Source organism: Salinispora goodfellowii (assembly GCF_059570675.1).
On sequence record NZ_JCANTD010000014.1, the window covers coordinates 51,302 to 65,851 of the forward strand.

Here is a 14,550-nt window from a genome sequence, read left to right on the forward strand (position 1 = left end):
GCGACAATTAAGATCCCTAACCCAAGGGAGATAAATAAAATTGACATACATCTTAACAATAAGTTAACTTAACTGTGAGAGCGCTCTCGTGATCCCACCGCCACCCACCCTGGAGGTCACGCGAATGAGCCGCAAGCTGAGCGCACTGATGGGGCTCGCCCTCGGCACCTGTCTCGTGGTCACGGCCACCCCCGCCGCCGCCGCCCCCGCCGCCGTCAGCCCCGCCGCCGTCAGCCCGACAGCCGTCCCACCTGCGGTCGCGTCCGCCACCGCAACGACACCCGCCACCACACCCGCCACCGCCGCATCGGCGATGGTCCCGGCCAGCCAACTCGACGCACTGCGCCGGGACCTCGGCCTGACCGCCGAGGAATTGGCCACGCGACTCACCGTTGACGCCACCGCGTCTTCGATCGAGCCGCGAATGCGGGCCGAGCTGGCCGAGGCGTACGCCGGAACCTGGGTCGCCCCCGATGGACGCACCACGGTGGTCGGGTTGACCGACCCCACGCTCGCCGCCAAGGTACGCGCGGCCGGGGCGAAACCCCGGATCGTCACCCGCAGCCTCGCCGAACTGCGCCAGCTCACCACCAAGCTAGACCGGCGGGCGGCGGTCGCCGGCGCCGCGGTACATGCCTGGCATGTCACTCTGCCCAGCAACACGGTGTCGATCGAGGCCAACAACCCCGCGGCGGCCACCACGTTCGCCCGTGCGGCAGGACTGCCCGACGACGCGCTGTCGGTGGTGGCCAGCACCGAGGCATACCGCCCGCTCTACGACATCCGCGGCGGCGACCAGTACGTCATCAACAGCCGCCTCATCTGCTCGATCGGCTTCGCGGTCGCTGGCGGGTTCGTCACCGCCGGACACTGCGGCAACGTCGGCGAGCCCACCACCGGCTCCGGGGCCGCCCAGGGGGTCATCCGGGGTTCCTCGTTCCCCGGCGACGACCTCGGCTGGGTCGAGACCAACGCCAACTGGATCTCCCGGCCGTGGGTTTCCACCTACGACGGCAGTGTGGTCACGGTGACCGGCTCGCAGGAAGCCGCGGTCGGCGCCGCGGTCTGTCGGTCCGGCCGGACCACCGGTTGGAAGTGCGGCACCATCACCGCCAAGAACGTCACCGTCAACTACTCCGCCGGACCCGTCTACGGGATGGTCCGCAGCAACGCCTGCGCCCAACCCGGCGACTCCGGCGGATCCTTCGTCGCCGGCACCCAGGCACAGGGCGTCACCTCGGGGGGCTCGGGCAACTGCACCACCGGCGGCATCACCGTCTACCAGCCGGTCAACGAGATCCTGTCCCGCTACGGACTGTCGCTGACCACCTCTGGTGGCGGATCAACCCACCGAATCATCGGGCTCGCCGACAAGTGCGTCGACGTGCCGGGCGCCAACGGGGCCGACGGCCAGTACCTGAACCTGTGGCACTGCAACGGCACCAACGCCCAGGACTGGACGTTCCCGGGCGACGGAACGATCCGGGCGTTCGGCCTCTGCATGGACGTGGCCTGGGGGTCGGTCGAGAACGGCGCAGTGGTGCAACTCGCCTACTGCAGCGGCAACCCGGCCCAGCAGTGGGTGCTCACCAACGCGGGAGAACTCGTCAACCCCCAGGCGAACAAGTGCCTTGATGTCAAGAATGGAAACAGCGCCGACGGCGCGCGGCTGCAAACCTACCAGTGCCATGGTGGCGCCAATCAGAAGTGGCGTCTTGGGTGAGAAGATCCGCACTCCCGTTCGCTGAAATTGCGACCGGTGGTCGATAGGCGCGGACCGCGGTGAACGTGCCCGCGTTCACCGCGGTTCCGCATGGGTCAGCACCGCGGTGACAACCCGGTCACTTGACCGAGATCTGTCCCAGCCGGTCGATGTCCTCGCGCAGTGCCGCCCGTACCGTCGCCCACGCGTCGTCGCCGGGATAGAGCGCGCTGCGCAGGTACGCCGCGGTGAGCTGCTGGACGAGGGCGACTCGCTCGGGACTTTCGTCGGTCGTTTCCGTGACGGTGTAGCCGGCGATTCCGCCCAGGGAGTGCTCCGCCCCGTACAGGGCGAGCAGGCTCTTGGGGCCGGGGCTCAGGTGGTACGGATCGGTGAACCAGTCCGGCCCGCGTACGGAGAGCGGCGACTGGTCCTTGTCCCCCGCGACCACGAGCGCCGGCGTTGTCATCTCCGCGAAGCTCGGGCTCATGAACGGGAAGTGCGCAACCGCGAACGGACTCAGGTCGGCCCCGCCGGTGCCGGTCGTGGAGAGCAGCACACCGGCGGTGACCCGTGAGTCGGACATGTTCTCGCCGGGAAGGCCATCAGCTCCGAGGACCCGCGCGCCTAGCAGCATGCTGACCGTCTGGCCACCCCAGGAGTGTCCAACCGCGGCGATCCGGCCACGGTCGAGTCGCCCGGCGAGACCGGGAACGGCGGCCTCGATGAGGTCGAGGTGGTCGATCGTGCGCTTCAGGTCGGCGACGCGGAAGCGCCAGATCTCCGGGTGCCGGGGATCGTCGGGCGCGAGGTTCAGCGTGCGGGAGTCAAGGTGGGTGGGCTGGGCCACCACAAAGCCGTGGGCTGCCCAGTAGTCGACCAGCGGGGCGTATGCCCGCATCGACTTGCCGAAGCCGTGCGAGAAGATGATGATTGGTAGTTCGCGTCCAGCCACGGGGGCCGAGATCCGGATCTGCAGGTCCTCGCCGCGGTCCGCGGCCGGCAGGGTCACCGGGCTGACCGAGACGATCGGGGTGGGCGCTCCTACCGCTACGTCGCTGTTGAACATGGATGAAGCTCCTTGAAAGTGCTGGGTGAGGTGCATACGTGGACCTGAACGGTCGGTCCGACGCACCGTCAAACGGAACGCCATTCCGCTTGATTCCCCAACAATACGGAACCTGGCTCCGCATACCATTGATTGTGATGGAGGTAACAGCGTCGTGAGCGCATCCGACCACGGGCCGCAGACGTCCGCGCGGAAGCGGGCCGATGCCCGACGCAACGAGCAGAGCCTGCTCGACGCGGCCGCCGCCGCCTTCCTCGCCGCCGGCGTGGACGCGCCGGTACGCGAGATCGCCGCCCGGGCCGGGGTGGGTGTCGGCACGATCTACCGCCACTTCCCGACGCGCGCCGACCTCGTCATCGCCGTCTACCGACACCAGGTCGAAGCCGCCGCCGAGGCCGGCCCGACGCTGCTGGCGACGAGCGACACCCCATTCGCCGCCCTCGCGCAGTGGATCGACCTCTTTGTCGACTTCCTGGTCACCAAGCACGGCCTCGCCGAAGCGCTCCAGTCCGACGACACCACCTTCGAGGCGCTGCACGCCTACTTCCTCGACCGCCTCGTCCCCGTGTGCACCCGACTACTCGACGCCGCAGCCACCACAGGTGAGGTCCGCCCCGACGTGGCGGCCTACGAACTCATGCGCGGCGTGGGCAACCTGTGCATCGGCGCCGGTCGCGACCCCCGCTACGACGCACGCCGTCTGGTTGGACTCCTCATCGCCGGGCTGCGCCCCTGACCTGGTCACTCCCGCCCACAACCGCACCCAGGAGCGCTGCCCCGCCAACCGGTGTCAGTCGCCATCGGGGACGGCGAACTCCCGCAGCTGCCCGTCGTCGATCCGCAACCACCGCCGTACCCCGATCTCGGTGAGGAACCGTTCGTCGTGGCTGACCACGACGAACGCCCCCCGGTACGCCTGTAGCGCGGTCTCCAGCTGTCGAATACTGACCAAGTCAAGGTTGTTGGTCGGCTCGTCGAGCAACAACAGGTGCGGCGCCGGCTCGGCGTACAGGACGCAGGCGAGCGTGGCGCGTAGCCGTTCCCCGCCGGAGAGCACCCCGACCGACAGGTGCGCCCCGGTTCCCCGGAACAGGAACCTTGCCAGCAGGTTCATCCGTTCCGACTGCGGCCGGTCCGGCGCGTACCGACCGAAGTTCTCCGCCACCGTCTGTTCGGGTCGAGTAGGTCGAGGCGCTGCGACAGGTATGCCAGCCGACCGTCTGCCCGCCGCAGAGTTCCCGCGTCCGGGGGCAGGGAGCCGTCCAGCAGGCGCAGCAGGGTCGACTTGCCGACGCCGTTCGGGCCGGTGAGCCCGATCCGCTCCGGGCCCCGGACGGTCAGGTCGACGCCCTCGCCGGCGAAGAGGCCGCGGACCCGCAGCCCCTTCGCGGCGACGAGGGTACGCCCGGCGGGCACCGCCGTGTCCGGTAGCTCGACGGTGATGGTCGCGTCGTCGCGCAGCGCGCGACTGGCCTCGTCGAGGCGGGCGCGCGCGTCGGCGACCCGAGCGGCGTGCGTCTCGTCGGCTTTGCCGGCCGACTCCTGGGCACGCCGTTTGAGGCCACCGGCGATGACTTTAGGTAGTCCGGCGTTCTTGACGTTGCGCGCGGCGTTGTGGGAGCGGCGCTCGGCCCGCTCGCGGGCCTGCTGCATCTCCCGCTTCTCCCGCCTAACCTCAAGTTCGGCGGAGCGGACGTGCCGTTGGGCGGCCTCTTGGGCGGCCCGCGTCGCCTCCTGATAGGCGGTGAAGTTCCCACCGAAGAACCGGACCTCATCCGGGTTCAACTCGGCAATCCGCTCCATCTGGTCCAGCAGTGCCCGGTCGTGGCTGACCACCAGCAAGGACCCGGACCAGTCCCGCAGGACGCCGTACAGGCGGTGCCGGGCGTCGACGTCGAGGTTGTTGCTGGGCTCGTCGAGCAGCAGGACGTCGGGACGACGCAGCAGCTGGGCGGCCAGCCCGAGGGCGACGATCTGGCCGCCGCTGAGCGTGCCCAGCCGGCGGTCGAGGGCGAGCTCACCGAGCCCGACCCGGTCCAGTTCGGCGCGGCTGCGCTCCTCGACATCCCAGTCGTCACCGACCGCGGCGAAGTGTTCCTCGCGAGCGTCGCCGGCTTCGATGGCGTGCAGGGCGGCGACGGTCGTGGCGACGCCCAGCACCTCCGCGACGGTCACGTCACCGGCCAGCGGCAGGTCCTGCGCCAGATAGCCGAGGGTGCCGTTCACCGTGACGTGACCCGCGGTGGGCGCGAGCTCGCCGGCGATCAGCCGGAGCAGGGTGGTCTTGCCGGCCCCGTTGGGCGCGACCAGGCCGGTACGCCCGGCCCCGACAGAGAAGGACAGGTCCTGGAAGACGGTGGTGCCGTCGGGCCAGGCAAAGGAGAGACGGGTGCAAACGACGGAAGCGTCGAACATCGAAGAGACCTCATGGGTGGGATGGGCGCGCCGGGCCGCCCAGCGGAAGGGTCAGCAGAAGACGACAAACTCAGCCAGGTGGCGGCGCTGTTGACGCGCGCCGGCTCGCTGGCCGGACACTCCGGGCTCACCCGGAGATGTCGTCGTCACCCACCACGTCTGCTCTCCCTGGCCGGGGCCGACGACTACCGCGTTGACCCGATCCGACGTCTCACTCCCACCGGGACGGGGCCGAGCGCGTGGATGCCGGCTGACCGCTAACCGTCGGTAGGACTCTCTCTCGCCGCCGGAATGTCGTCAACCGATATTCCACGGAACGCTCTGTTCCCTACCGACTCCGCAGAGCTGTGGTCACGATGCTGCATTCGTGTCTTGGGGTGCCTATATTGGCGGGCAACACACCGGACAAGGACGGGATAGTGATCATGGTGCAGGCGGCCCAGCCCAGGACGGCGGACGGGGCGAAGGGGTGGACCTTCCTGACCAATCACGCGCATGTGTTGCTGGCCATCGCCCGCGAACCGACAACGCGACTGCGCGACGTCGCCACCGCGGTCGGCATCACCGAACGTGCCGCACAGGCCATCGTCGCCGACCTGGAAGCCGCCGGCTACCTGCACCGAGAGCGGGTTGGCCGGCGCAATGCGTACACCGTCAACCCAGCCGGTCGCTTCCGGCACCCGGCCGAGGCCGACCACCGCATCGGCGAACTGCTCGACCTGTTCACCGACGCACCGAGCCCCTGACCCGCCCCTCCCCAGACACCCCGCTCCGGTCCACCCCTCCCCACCGCCCGACCAGCACGCAAGGAGCGCGTACGAATGAGAATCGGGGTCTCCGGGACGCACGGAACCGGAAAGACGACACTCGTCGAGGCGCTACGCGCCCGGCTGCCCGGCCACGTGGCGGTGGACGAGCCGTACCACCTGCTCGAAGAGGAGGGGTACGAGTTCCAGTACCCACCATCCTCAGCGGACTACCGGGCGCTGCTGGCGCGCTCGGCCCGAGCTCTCTGCTCGCCCCCGTCACCGTCCGCCACGGTCTTCGACCGCACCCCGTTGGACTACCTGGCGTACCTGATGGCGACCGGTGCGGACCCGTCGGAGGAGGCCAACCACATGCCCCTCCGGACCGCCTTCACCCACCTCGACCTGTTGGTCATCACGGTGATCACACCCGATACGGAGCGACTGCTCCCCGGAACGGAGTGGCCCGGCCTCCGGGCACGCATGAATGACGCACTGCTGGAACTCGTCTATGCCGACCCGCTGGACGCCTGGCCGGACACGCCGGTGCTGGAGCTCAACGGGCCGCTAGATGGCAGAGCCGACCTGGTCCTCGGCGCCGTCGCGCAACTCGGCTAGTCAGAAGCAGCGCCGACCGGGCCGGCGAGGGAGACCAGCTTCCGCACCGTGTTCCAGCTGCGCAGGGTCATGTTCGCGCCGAGTTTGTGGGCGCGGATCGCCTTGCCGAGGGGGGAGTTCTGGGGCCCCTCGGCAAACCAGAGGTAGCAGGTACCGTCGCGGACCATGATCCGATCCGCGCCGAGCTTGTTGGGATCGATCGAGTCCAGGCGTTCCTGGCGCGGCGCGGGGTCGCCGAATCCCACGTGGAAATAGCTCGGCGCGCGCTCCGCTTCCTCGGGCATGGGATTGCGCTCGATGACCGCCTCGACCAGGGCGCGACTGCGCACCATGACGGCGATCGACAGACCGAACGATTCGCTGATCCCCTTCTGGATCTTGCGCGCCACCGCGGCCGAGTCCACGTCCGGCGTCGTGACCACGGCGTTCCCGCTGTTGAGCAACGTCCGCACGTCCGTGTAGCCGAGGTCGGTGAGCAGCGCGGTGAACTCGGCCATCGCGATCCGGTTGTGCCTACCGACATTGATGCCCCGCAACAGGACGATGTGCCTGGCCATAGCCCTCCTCGACTCGTCAGATGATAACCGGGCTGCGGCGCTCCAGCAGCACCACGTCGCGCCACCGGCCGTGCTGACGAGCGACCCGCTCGCGGGCGGCGATCAGCGCGGTGAGCAGCGCGGTGAGCAGCGCGGTGAGCAGCGCGGTGAGCAGCGCGGTGAGCAGCAGCCGGGCGATACCGCGCCGCTGCTGCGTCGGGTCGACGTAGACGGAGTGCTCCACCACTCCGGCAGACACACGGCGGGTGGAGACCGACGATACGGCGATCCAGCCAAGAACCGTGCCGCTGGTGTCAACGGCGACGTAGCGGTGCTCCGGTAGCCGGCCGGCATCAAATTCCGTCTGCAGGCTGATTCGCTTGCACGCTGATTTGAGAAGTGTCAACCTAGACGAATGCCGAAGCAAGCGACACCGCTCCCCCACACCGTCCTCGGCGACGACGCGCCCTGCTGCCCACCCCTGGCGCAGCAGCGCGTTCCGGCGGAAGTCGCCACCGCACTCGCTCCGGCGTTCAAGGCGCTCGGCGATCCGGTGCGGCTCCAGCTGATGTCGATGATCGCTTCCGCCGAGAACGGCGAGGCGTGCGTGTGCGACCTGACCCCCGCCTTCGACCTGAGCGGGCCGACGATCTCGCACCACCTCCGGACGCTTCGCGAAGCGGGGCTCGTGGACGCCGAGCGTCGGGGCACCTGGGTGTACTACCGAGCCCGGAAGGCCGTCCTGAGCCAGTTGGCGGCGCTACTCGCCAACGGGGGCGAGACAACAGCCCCGTAGGGTCGAAGCACCCCCTTCGCGCCGACCGGCTCCACCGCCCCCTCCACCAACACCGCCCGTCACCCGGTCGCGAAACCCCCGCTGCCTGGACCGCAGAACTTGCCATACTCCTCTCATCTGGGCATGAAACACCTTCCGGACGAGGGGCGGGTCACCGTGCGCGACTGGAGCCATCTGGTACCGGGCTGGGCACTGTTCCTCGTCTTCCTGACGTTCTTCGTCGGAATAGCCGCGTTGGGCGCACTCCTGCTACACGGGCGGGCCAGACGGACGTTCAGCGCCGAGCCGAAGTGGCTGAACTTCATCACGCACACCATCATGATCACCGGTACCTTCTATGCGCTTCTGCTCGCCCTGACCGCCTTCTCCGCGTACGGGACCTACACCCAGGCGAGCTTGTCGGTCGCCACCGAGGCAGCGGATCTGAGCGCGCTCTATCGCACAGTGTCCGAGCATCCCGAGCCCGCCCGAAGTCAGCTGCGGGGTCTGCTGCGCGAACATGTCGACTTCATGATCGAAGAAGCCTGGCCCGCCTACCAGCAGGGAAGCAGTGCGGACGGGGAACTTGAGGCAGAGAACAACGTTCACCACGTGTTGCTGAGGTTCACACCAAAGTCGGAGAAGGACGGGCAGCTCAACGGTCTCGCCCTGTCCGAGCTCGAGAAGTGGAGCGAGGCGCGCCAGCTCCGTTACACCTACACCACCACCGCACTTCCGACAACGCTGTGGTTCGCGCTCCTGTTCGGCGCCCTGATTGTCATTCTTCTGTCCTGCCTGATCCCGACCCGGACCCGACGCGCCCTCATGATCCTCGTGTGCACCGTCGCCACCATGATCAGTCTCCTGCTCTTCGTGGTCGAGGGCATCGACGAGCCGTTCCGAGGATCGATGATCGTATCCGTCGATCCCTACATCAAAGCCGGACAAACATTCAACTGACCACCGGCAGATGCCCCGCACGTCTGCGTTGGCCCGGCTCACGGTGGAGCCGGGCCCCGTCGCCTATCCCGCCTGTCGCGCCCGCGCGACGACATCGCGGTAGAAGAGGGCCGAGCGCTTGGGCACCCGCCGTTGGGTCTCGTAGTCCACCCGGACCAGGCCGAACCGCTTCGCGTACCCCTCGGCCCACTCGAAGTTGTCCAGCAGGGACCAGGCCAGGTAGCCGCGAACGTCGGCGCCGCGTTGGCGGGCCCGGGCTACCGCCCGCAGGTGCTCGGCGACGAAGGCCACCCGGTCGTCGTCGGCGACGAAACCGTCGGCGTCCGGCTCGTCGTCGAAGGCGGCACCGTTCTCGGTGATGACCATGGGGATGCCGGGGTAGTCGTGGCCGAGGCGGACCAACAGGTCCGTCAGGCCCTCGGGCTGGATCTCCCACCCCATCGCGGTCACCGGCCGACCGGTGGGCAGGGAGCGTCGAACGGGTAGGCCGTCGGCGTCCTCGGTGCGGCCCTGTTCGTCGGTCCCGCTGATCCGGTGCGCGAAGTAGTAGTTGACGCCGAGTACGTCGATCGGCGTGGAAATGGTCTCCAGATCATCCGGCCGCACCGGGATCTGGACGCCGACCCGAGCAAGGTCGGCGACCACGTCGTCGGGGTAGCTGCCACGCAGCACGGGGTCGAGGTAGAGGCGGTTGCCGAGGCCGTCCGCGAGCCGGGCCGCGTTGCGGTCCAGCGCGCTGTCGGTGGCCGGCTCTCCCGGCCCCAGGTTCAGGGTGATGCCGAGCTTGGTGCCGGGGGCGGAGGCCGCCCGCAGCCGCTCCGTGGCGAGGCCGTGACCGAGCAGCAGGTGGTGGACGGCGGCGACAGCGGCACCCAGGTCGCGCCGGCCCGGGGCGTGCACCCCGATGTGGTAGCCGAGCATCGCCGAACAGAGCGGCTCGTTGAGCGTCGTCCAGGTGGGTACCCGGTCACCGAGCGCGTCGTGGACAAGCATCGCGTAGTCGGCGAACCGGTACGCGGTGTCCCGAGCCGGCCAGCCGCCCGCGTCCTCCAACTCCTGCGGCAGGTCCCAGTGGTAGAGCGTGATCCACGGTTCGACACCGCGACTGAGCAGTTCGTCCACGAGCCGGTCGTAGAAGGCCAGGCCGGCGTGATTGACCGGGCCTCGCCCGCCGGGTTGCACCCGCGGCCAGGCCACCGAGAAGCGGTAGGTGTCCAGACCGAGGTCCGCGATCAGGGCGACATCCTCCGGCATCCGGTGGTAGTGGTCGCAGGCGACATCTCCGCGGTCGGCGTCGTGCACCGCACCCGGGACGCGACAGAAGGTGTCCCAGATGGAGGGGGTGCGGCCGTCCTCGCTCACCGCGCCCTCGATCTGGTAGGCCGACGTCGCCACACCCCACCGGAACGTGGCCGGCAGCGACCAGATCGGGTCGTCCTGGCCCATGGCGAACGAGGCACGGTGCGCGGTGGGGATAGGAGGTGGTGCGGTGTCCATGCTGCTCCTGTCACGGTCGGGTATCGGTGGAGGGCTCAGTGGTGGAGGGCTCAGTGGTGGGGTGCAGCCAGCAGGCGACGGTGCGACCGGCGTGGCTGTCGATGGGTCGGCCGAGGGGTGGCAGTCGGACGCGGCACACGTCCAGAGCGGTCGGGCAGCGAGGGTGGAAGGCGCAGCCGGTGGGCATCGCCCGGAGGTCGGGTGGGGACCCAGGAATGCCGGTGAGGGTGCGCCGCGGCCCCCGCAGGGCGGGGAATGACTGCAGCAGGCCCTTGGTGTACGGGTGCAGCGCCTGCTGGTAGAGACGGTTACCCGTGGCCTGCTCGACGACGCGACCGCCGTACATGATGGCGATGCGGTCGGAGAATTCCACCAGCAGCGACAGGTCGTGGGTGATGAACAGGACGGCGAATTCGAGCCGCTGGCGTAGTCGCGCGAGCTCGCCGAGGATCTGCCGCTGCATGACCACGTCCAGTGCGGTGGTCGGTTCGTCCATGATCACCAGCTGCGGTTCGAGCAGCAGCGCCATCGCGATCATGACCCGCTGCCGCATGCCACCGGAGAGCTGGTGCGGATAGGCGTCCAGCCGGTCCGCCGGGATGCCGACCAGCCGCAGCACCGCTCGGGCCCGCTCGCGCCGCCAGCCGGCGGTGCTGGTCGGCCGGTGCGCCTTGAGCACGTCCAGCAACTGGGTGGAGATTCGGTGAACGGGATTGAGCGAGTTCATCGCGCCCTGGAACACCACGGACGTCTCGCCCCAGCGGAATCGGCGCAGCTGCGCGGGCGTCATGGCCAGCACGTCCACCGGGGTACCGGCCGGCGGGTGGTAGATCACCTGCCCGCCCGCCACCACGCCGGGCGGGGGAAGCAGCCGGGTCAGCCCGTACGCCAGCGTGGACTTGCCGCTGCCACTCTCGCCCGCGAGACCGAGCACCTCACCCCGGTGCAGGGTCAGGTCCACGTCGCGAACCGCGCGGACCGCCGTCTCACCCACTCCGTAGTCGACGCACAGGTTGCGGATCTCCAGTACCGGGCTGCTCACGGCCCGACCTCCTCGGTGTGGTCGGCCGGCGCCGCTGCCGACGTGGTTGGCGGCTCAGCGGCTCGTGCCGGGGCTGCCGGCGCCGGGGCGAGTACCGGGGTGAAGCCGGTCCGCATGCGGACGGCACGGCCGTCGGGAGTCCGGATCGGGCCGCTGCCTCCGGTACGAAGCCGCGGGCTGACCAGTTCGTCGATGCCGAAGTTGACCAGCGCGAGGGCGGTGCCGAGCAGCGCGATGGCCAGGCCCGCGGGTACGAACCACCACCAGGCGCCCTGGGCGAGGGCCTGTTGGCTCTGCGCCCAGTAGAGGATGGTGCCCCAGTTCCAGGGGGAGATGGACGAGATCCCGATGAAGGCCAGGGTGATCTCGGACATGACCGCGAAGATGACCGTGCCGATGAAGCCCGAGGAGATCACCGCGGTCAGGTTCGGCAGCACCTCGAAGCCGATGATGCGCCAGGTCGACTCCCCGGTGGCGCGGGCGGCCTCGACGAAGTCGCGCCGACGCAGCGACAGCGTCTGCGCGCGCAGCACCCGGGCCCCCCAGGCCCAGGCCGTGAGCCCGATGAGCAGCGCGATGGTCAGGTCACCGGCCTCGGGAATGGCGGCGGAGACGATGATGATCAGAGGTAGCGCCGGAATCACCAGGAACACGTTGGACAGCACCGAGAGGCTCTCGTCGGCGATGCCGCCGAGGTAGCCGGCGGTGACGCCCACGGCGACGGCGAGCAGGGTGGCCACGAGACCGGCGGTGAAGCCGACCAGCAGCACACCGCGGGTGCCGACCAGGACCTGGCTGAAGATGTCCTGCCCGAGGTGCGTCGTGCCGAACCAGTGCCGACCCGAGGGCGGTTGCAACAGGTCGGCGCTGCGGCGGCCGGGGTCGTACGGGGCCAGCCAGGGACCGACGATCGCGACGACGGCGAAGAGCCCGAGGGTGATCAGCCCGGTCATGGCCTTACGGTTGCGCAGCAGCGGGAAGCGCCGCCCGGTACGGCGGCGTGCTCCGGAGCCGACCGTCGCGGGGCCCGCCGGGGTGACGGCGTCGACGGTGCCGGTAGGGACAGCCATCTCCTCAGCCCTCCTTGCGGGTACGCGGGTCGAGTGCGAGGTACGCCAGGTCGGCGAGGAGGTTCGCCACCAGTACGGAGACTGTGATGATCAGGAATATGCCCTGTAGGAGGGGGTAGTCCTTGGCGCCGACCGCCTGGAAGAGCAGGAAGCCCAGTCCGGGGTAGGAGAAGACGATCTCCACCAACAGGGTGCCGCCGACGATGAAGCCGAGGGACAGCGCGAAGCCGGAGATGTTGGGCAGCAGCGCGTTGCGCGCCGCGTAGTGCAGGGCGACCCGGCGTTCACCGAGCCCTTTGGCGTGGGCGACGGTGATGTAGTCCTCGGCGGCGACGGTGACCATCATGTTGCGCATGCTGAGCACCCAGCCGCTCATCGAGGAGACCAGGATGGTGGCGGCCGGCAGCAGGCTGTGCTGGAGCGCGCTGCCGAGGAAGATGGTGTCGAAGGCGGGCACCAGGCCGGGTTCGTAGCCGCCCGCGGACGGGAAGAAGCTGCCGGGGCCGGTGAGCAGGGCGATCGCGACGAGCCCGAGCCAGAAGTACGGGATCGAGGACAGGAACGTGGTGACCGGCAGCAGTCCGTCCAGCCAGGAGCCACGCCGCCAACCGGCCAGGACGCCCAGCCCGGTGCCGAGGGCGAAGCTGACCAGCGTGGTGATGCCGACCAGCGCGACGGTCCAGGGCAGCGCGTCCCCGATCACGTCGGCGACCGGCGTGGGAAAGAAGGTGAAGGAGAGTCCGAGGTCACCGCGGAGCAACTGCCCCCAGTAGTCGACATACTGCGCCCAGAGGCCCTGTTCCTGATCGAGCCCGAACAGCACGTACAGCGAGTTAATGGCATCGGTGCTCAGTTGCCCCTGGTAGCGGGCGATCAGCGAGCGCACCGGGTCACCGGGGATGAGCCGGGGCAGGAAGAAGTTGACGGTGATGGCGGCCCAGGCGGTGAACAGGTAGAAGGCGAGCCGCTGCAGCAGGAACCTCACCCGTCCCCCTTCCCCGGGTCGGCGACCGGCGCGGTGGTTGGCCGGTCGTAGAGCCAGCAGGCCGCCCAGTGGCCCGGCTTGTCCCCCACGTCGAGGCGGGGCGGCAGGTCGGTGGCGCAGCGGGGCAGCGCCGCCGGGCAGCGTGGATGGAACCGGCACCCGGCCGGGGGCCGGATCAGGCTGGGCGGCTCCCCGTCACCGCGGTCGGACACCGCCGGCGGCGCGGCACCGGTGATCCGGTCCGGGTCGGGTGCCGAGCTGACGAGCAGCCGGGTGTACGGGTGCGCGGGTCGCTGGGTGACGGTCTCGCTGTCACCGCCCTCCACCGACCTGCCCGCGTACATCACCAGTGTCTCGTCAGCGAAGTAGCGCGCCGAGGCGATGTCGTGGGTGATGTAGAGGACGGCCAGGTGTAGCCGTTCGGTCAGCTCGCGCAGGAGGTTGAGCACGCCCAGTCGGATGGAGACGTCGAGCATGGACACCGGCTCGTCGGCGAGGAGCACCTCCGGGTCGGCGCCGAGGGCGCGGGCGATGGCCACCCGCTGCCGCTGACCGCCGGACAGTTCGTGCGGGAAGGCGTCCAGGTAGCGCTGCGGTGGCGTGAGGGCTACCCGTTCCAGCAGCCGGTGCAGGGCGGCCTCGCACTCGGCCGGGCCGCGGCCGGCCGTGCCATGGATCCGCAGCGCGCGCGTCAGGTGGTAGCGCACGGTGTGTACCGGATTCAAGGAGGCGAACGGATCCTGAAAGATCATCTGCACCCGCCGGACGTACGCCCGGAACGGCCGGCCACCACGAACAGCGACGGGCTCGCCGTGCAGCAGGATCCGGCCGCTGGTGGGCGGTTGCAGTTGGGCCAACAGCCGCGCGACGGTGGACTTTCCGGAGCCGGACTCGCCGACGAGCGCGGTCACCCGGCCACGGCGCAAGGTCACGGTCACGTCGTCAACGGCGTGCACGACGGGCCGCTGCCGGCGCAGGAGTTGCACCAGCCCCCGGCGGACCGGGAAGTGCCGGGTCACCGCCTCGGCGGTGAGCACCACGTCGGAGCGGGTTTCGGTCTCGGTCATCTGGGCTCCTTCGCCCGGGCGGGCAGGACCGGGTGCGGGGCCCACCCGGACGAGGCCCCGCACCCGGT

Annotated in this window: 13 protein-coding genes and 3 pseudogenes; 6 read left to right on the forward strand and 10 right to left on the reverse strand. The window is 69.6% G+C overall.

What is annotated here, in order from left to right:
* Nucleotides 1-124 precede the first annotated feature (124 nt).
* Nucleotides 125-1,723: a ricin-type beta-trefoil lectin domain protein gene (locus T398_RS15045; RefSeq protein ID WP_496447556.1), complete on the forward strand. Its 1,599-nt coding sequence runs from the start codon at nucleotides 125-127 to the stop codon at nucleotides 1,721-1,723.
* 118 nt (nucleotides 1,724-1,841) lie between these two features.
* Here the strand turns inward: T398_RS15045 and T398_RS15050 are convergent, their stop codons facing one another.
* Nucleotides 1,842-2,771, reverse strand: a complete 930-nt coding sequence (locus T398_RS15050) for an alpha/beta hydrolase family protein (RefSeq protein ID WP_496447558.1) — start codon at nucleotides 2,769-2,771, stop codon at nucleotides 1,842-1,844.
* Between the two features lie 154 nt (nucleotides 2,772-2,925).
* Between T398_RS15050 and T398_RS15055 the strand changes: the two genes are divergently transcribed.
* Entirely contained in the window at nucleotides 2,926-3,507 is a 582-nt protein-coding gene (locus tag T398_RS15055; protein WP_496447559.1) for a TetR/AcrR family transcriptional regulator, read from the forward strand.
* A gap of 54 nt (nucleotides 3,508-3,561) precedes the next feature.
* Here T398_RS15055 and T398_RS15060 read toward each other — a convergent pair.
* Nucleotides 3,562-5,186, reverse strand: a pseudogene (locus T398_RS15060) (ABC-F family ATP-binding cassette domain-containing protein).
* 416 nt (nucleotides 5,187-5,602) lie between these two features.
* On the opposite strand from T398_RS15060, the gene T398_RS15065 reads away from it, so the two are divergent.
* Both T398_RS15065 and T398_RS15070 read left to right on the forward strand, forming a co-directional pair.
* Nucleotides 5,603-5,932, forward strand: a complete 330-nt coding sequence (locus T398_RS15065) for a helix-turn-helix transcriptional regulator (protein WP_496447643.1) — start codon at nucleotides 5,603-5,605, stop codon at nucleotides 5,930-5,932.
* A gap of 75 nt (nucleotides 5,933-6,007) precedes the next feature.
* Entirely contained in the window at nucleotides 6,008-6,550 is a 543-nt protein-coding gene (locus T398_RS15070; RefSeq protein WP_496447561.1) for an AAA family ATPase, read from the forward strand.
* Here T398_RS15070 and T398_RS15075 read toward each other — a convergent pair.
* From T398_RS15075 to T398_RS15085, 3 genes and pseudogenes are all read right to left on the reverse strand, one after another.
* Entirely contained in the window at nucleotides 6,547-7,107 is a 561-nt protein-coding gene (locus tag T398_RS15075) for a DUF1697 domain-containing protein (RefSeq protein WP_496447562.1), read from the reverse strand. The two genes, T398_RS15070 and T398_RS15075, sit on opposite strands and share 4 nt — an antisense overlap.
* Before the next feature lie 16 nt (nucleotides 7,108-7,123).
* Nucleotides 7,124-7,204 (reverse strand): annotated as a pseudogene (locus tag T398_RS15080) (GNAT family N-acetyltransferase); the annotation flags it as partial.
* Nucleotides 7,205-7,257: 53 nt separating this feature from the next.
* Nucleotides 7,258-7,444: pseudogene (locus T398_RS15085) on the reverse strand (GNAT family N-acetyltransferase); the annotation flags it as partial.
* Nucleotides 7,445-7,501: 57 nt separating this feature from the next.
* Here T398_RS15085 and T398_RS15090 point away from each other — a divergent pair.
* Nucleotides 7,502-7,882, forward strand: coding sequence for an ArsR/SmtB family transcription factor (locus tag T398_RS15090; protein ID WP_496447563.1), 381 nt, complete (start codon nucleotides 7,502-7,504; stop codon nucleotides 7,880-7,882).
* Nucleotides 7,883-8,038: 156 nt separating this feature from the next.
* Nucleotides 8,039-8,821 (forward strand): bestrophin-like domain, encoded by a 783-nt coding sequence (locus T398_RS15095; RefSeq protein ID WP_496447645.1) that lies wholly within the window; start codon nucleotides 8,039-8,041, stop codon nucleotides 8,819-8,821.
* 63 nt (nucleotides 8,822-8,884) lie between these two features.
* Here T398_RS15095 and T398_RS15100 read toward each other — a convergent pair whose 3' ends face one another.
* The 5 genes from T398_RS15100 to T398_RS15120 form a co-directional block, all read right to left on the reverse strand.
* On the reverse strand, nucleotides 8,885-10,267 hold the full coding sequence (locus tag T398_RS15100; protein WP_496447647.1) for a GH1 family beta-glucosidase: 1,383 nt from the start codon (nucleotides 10,265-10,267) through the stop codon (nucleotides 8,885-8,887).
* Nucleotides 10,268-10,328: 61 nt separating this feature from the next.
* A complete protein-coding gene (locus tag T398_RS15105) occupies nucleotides 10,329-11,360 on the reverse strand; it encodes an ABC transporter ATP-binding protein (RefSeq protein WP_496447565.1) in 1,032 nt (343 codons plus the stop codon).
* The gene (locus T398_RS15110; RefSeq protein WP_496447567.1) at nucleotides 11,357-12,430 is read right to left on the reverse strand and encodes an ABC transporter permease; all 1,074 of its coding nucleotides are present in this window, start codon (nucleotides 12,428-12,430) and stop codon (nucleotides 11,357-11,359) included. Before T398_RS15110 ends, T398_RS15105 begins: the two co-directional genes overlap by 4 nt.
* Nucleotides 12,431-12,434: 4 nt before the next feature.
* Nucleotides 12,435-13,415 carry an ABC transporter permease gene (locus tag T398_RS15115; protein ID WP_496447569.1) on the reverse strand — a complete coding sequence of 327 codons (981 nt, stop codon included), beginning with the start codon at nucleotides 13,413-13,415 and terminating at the stop codon, nucleotides 12,435-12,437.
* Complete coding sequence (locus T398_RS15120; RefSeq protein ID WP_496447571.1) at nucleotides 13,412-14,482, reverse strand: ABC transporter ATP-binding protein; 1,071 nt, start codon at nucleotides 14,480-14,482, stop codon at nucleotides 13,412-13,414. Before T398_RS15120 ends, T398_RS15115 begins: the two co-directional genes overlap by 4 nt.
* Nucleotides 14,483-14,550: the final 68 nt, after the last annotated feature.

Excerpts from the sequence above, each read along its gene's own strand:
- T398_RS15045 (WP_496447556.1), top strand. The coding sequence starts at position 125 with ATGAGCCGCAAGCTGAGCGCACTGATGGGGCTCGCCCTCGGCACCTGT.
- T398_RS15070 (WP_496447561.1), top strand. The coding sequence starts at position 6,008 with ATGAGAATCGGGGTCTCCGGGACGCACGGAACCGGAAAGACGACACTC.
- T398_RS15050 (WP_496447558.1), bottom strand. The coding sequence starts at position 2,771 with ATGTTCAACAGCGACGTAGCGGTAGGAGCGCCCACCCCGATCGTCTCG.
- T398_RS15100 (WP_496447647.1), bottom strand. The coding sequence starts at position 10,267 with ATGGGCCAGGACGACCCGATCTGGTCGCTGCCGGCCACGTTCCGGTGG.
- T398_RS15090 (WP_496447563.1), top strand. The coding sequence starts at position 7,502 with ATGCCGAAGCAAGCGACACCGCTCCCCCACACCGTCCTCGGCGACGAC.
- T398_RS15075 (WP_496447562.1), bottom strand. The coding sequence starts at position 7,107 with ATGGCCAGGCACATCGTCCTGTTGCGGGGCATCAATGTCGGTAGGCAC.
- T398_RS15110 (WP_496447567.1), bottom strand. The coding sequence starts at position 12,430 with ATGGCTGTCCCTACCGGCACCGTCGACGCCGTCACCCCGGCGGGCCCC.
- T398_RS15120 (WP_496447571.1), bottom strand. The coding sequence starts at position 14,482 with ATGACCGAGACCGAAACCCGCTCCGACGTGGTGCTCACCGCCGAGGCG.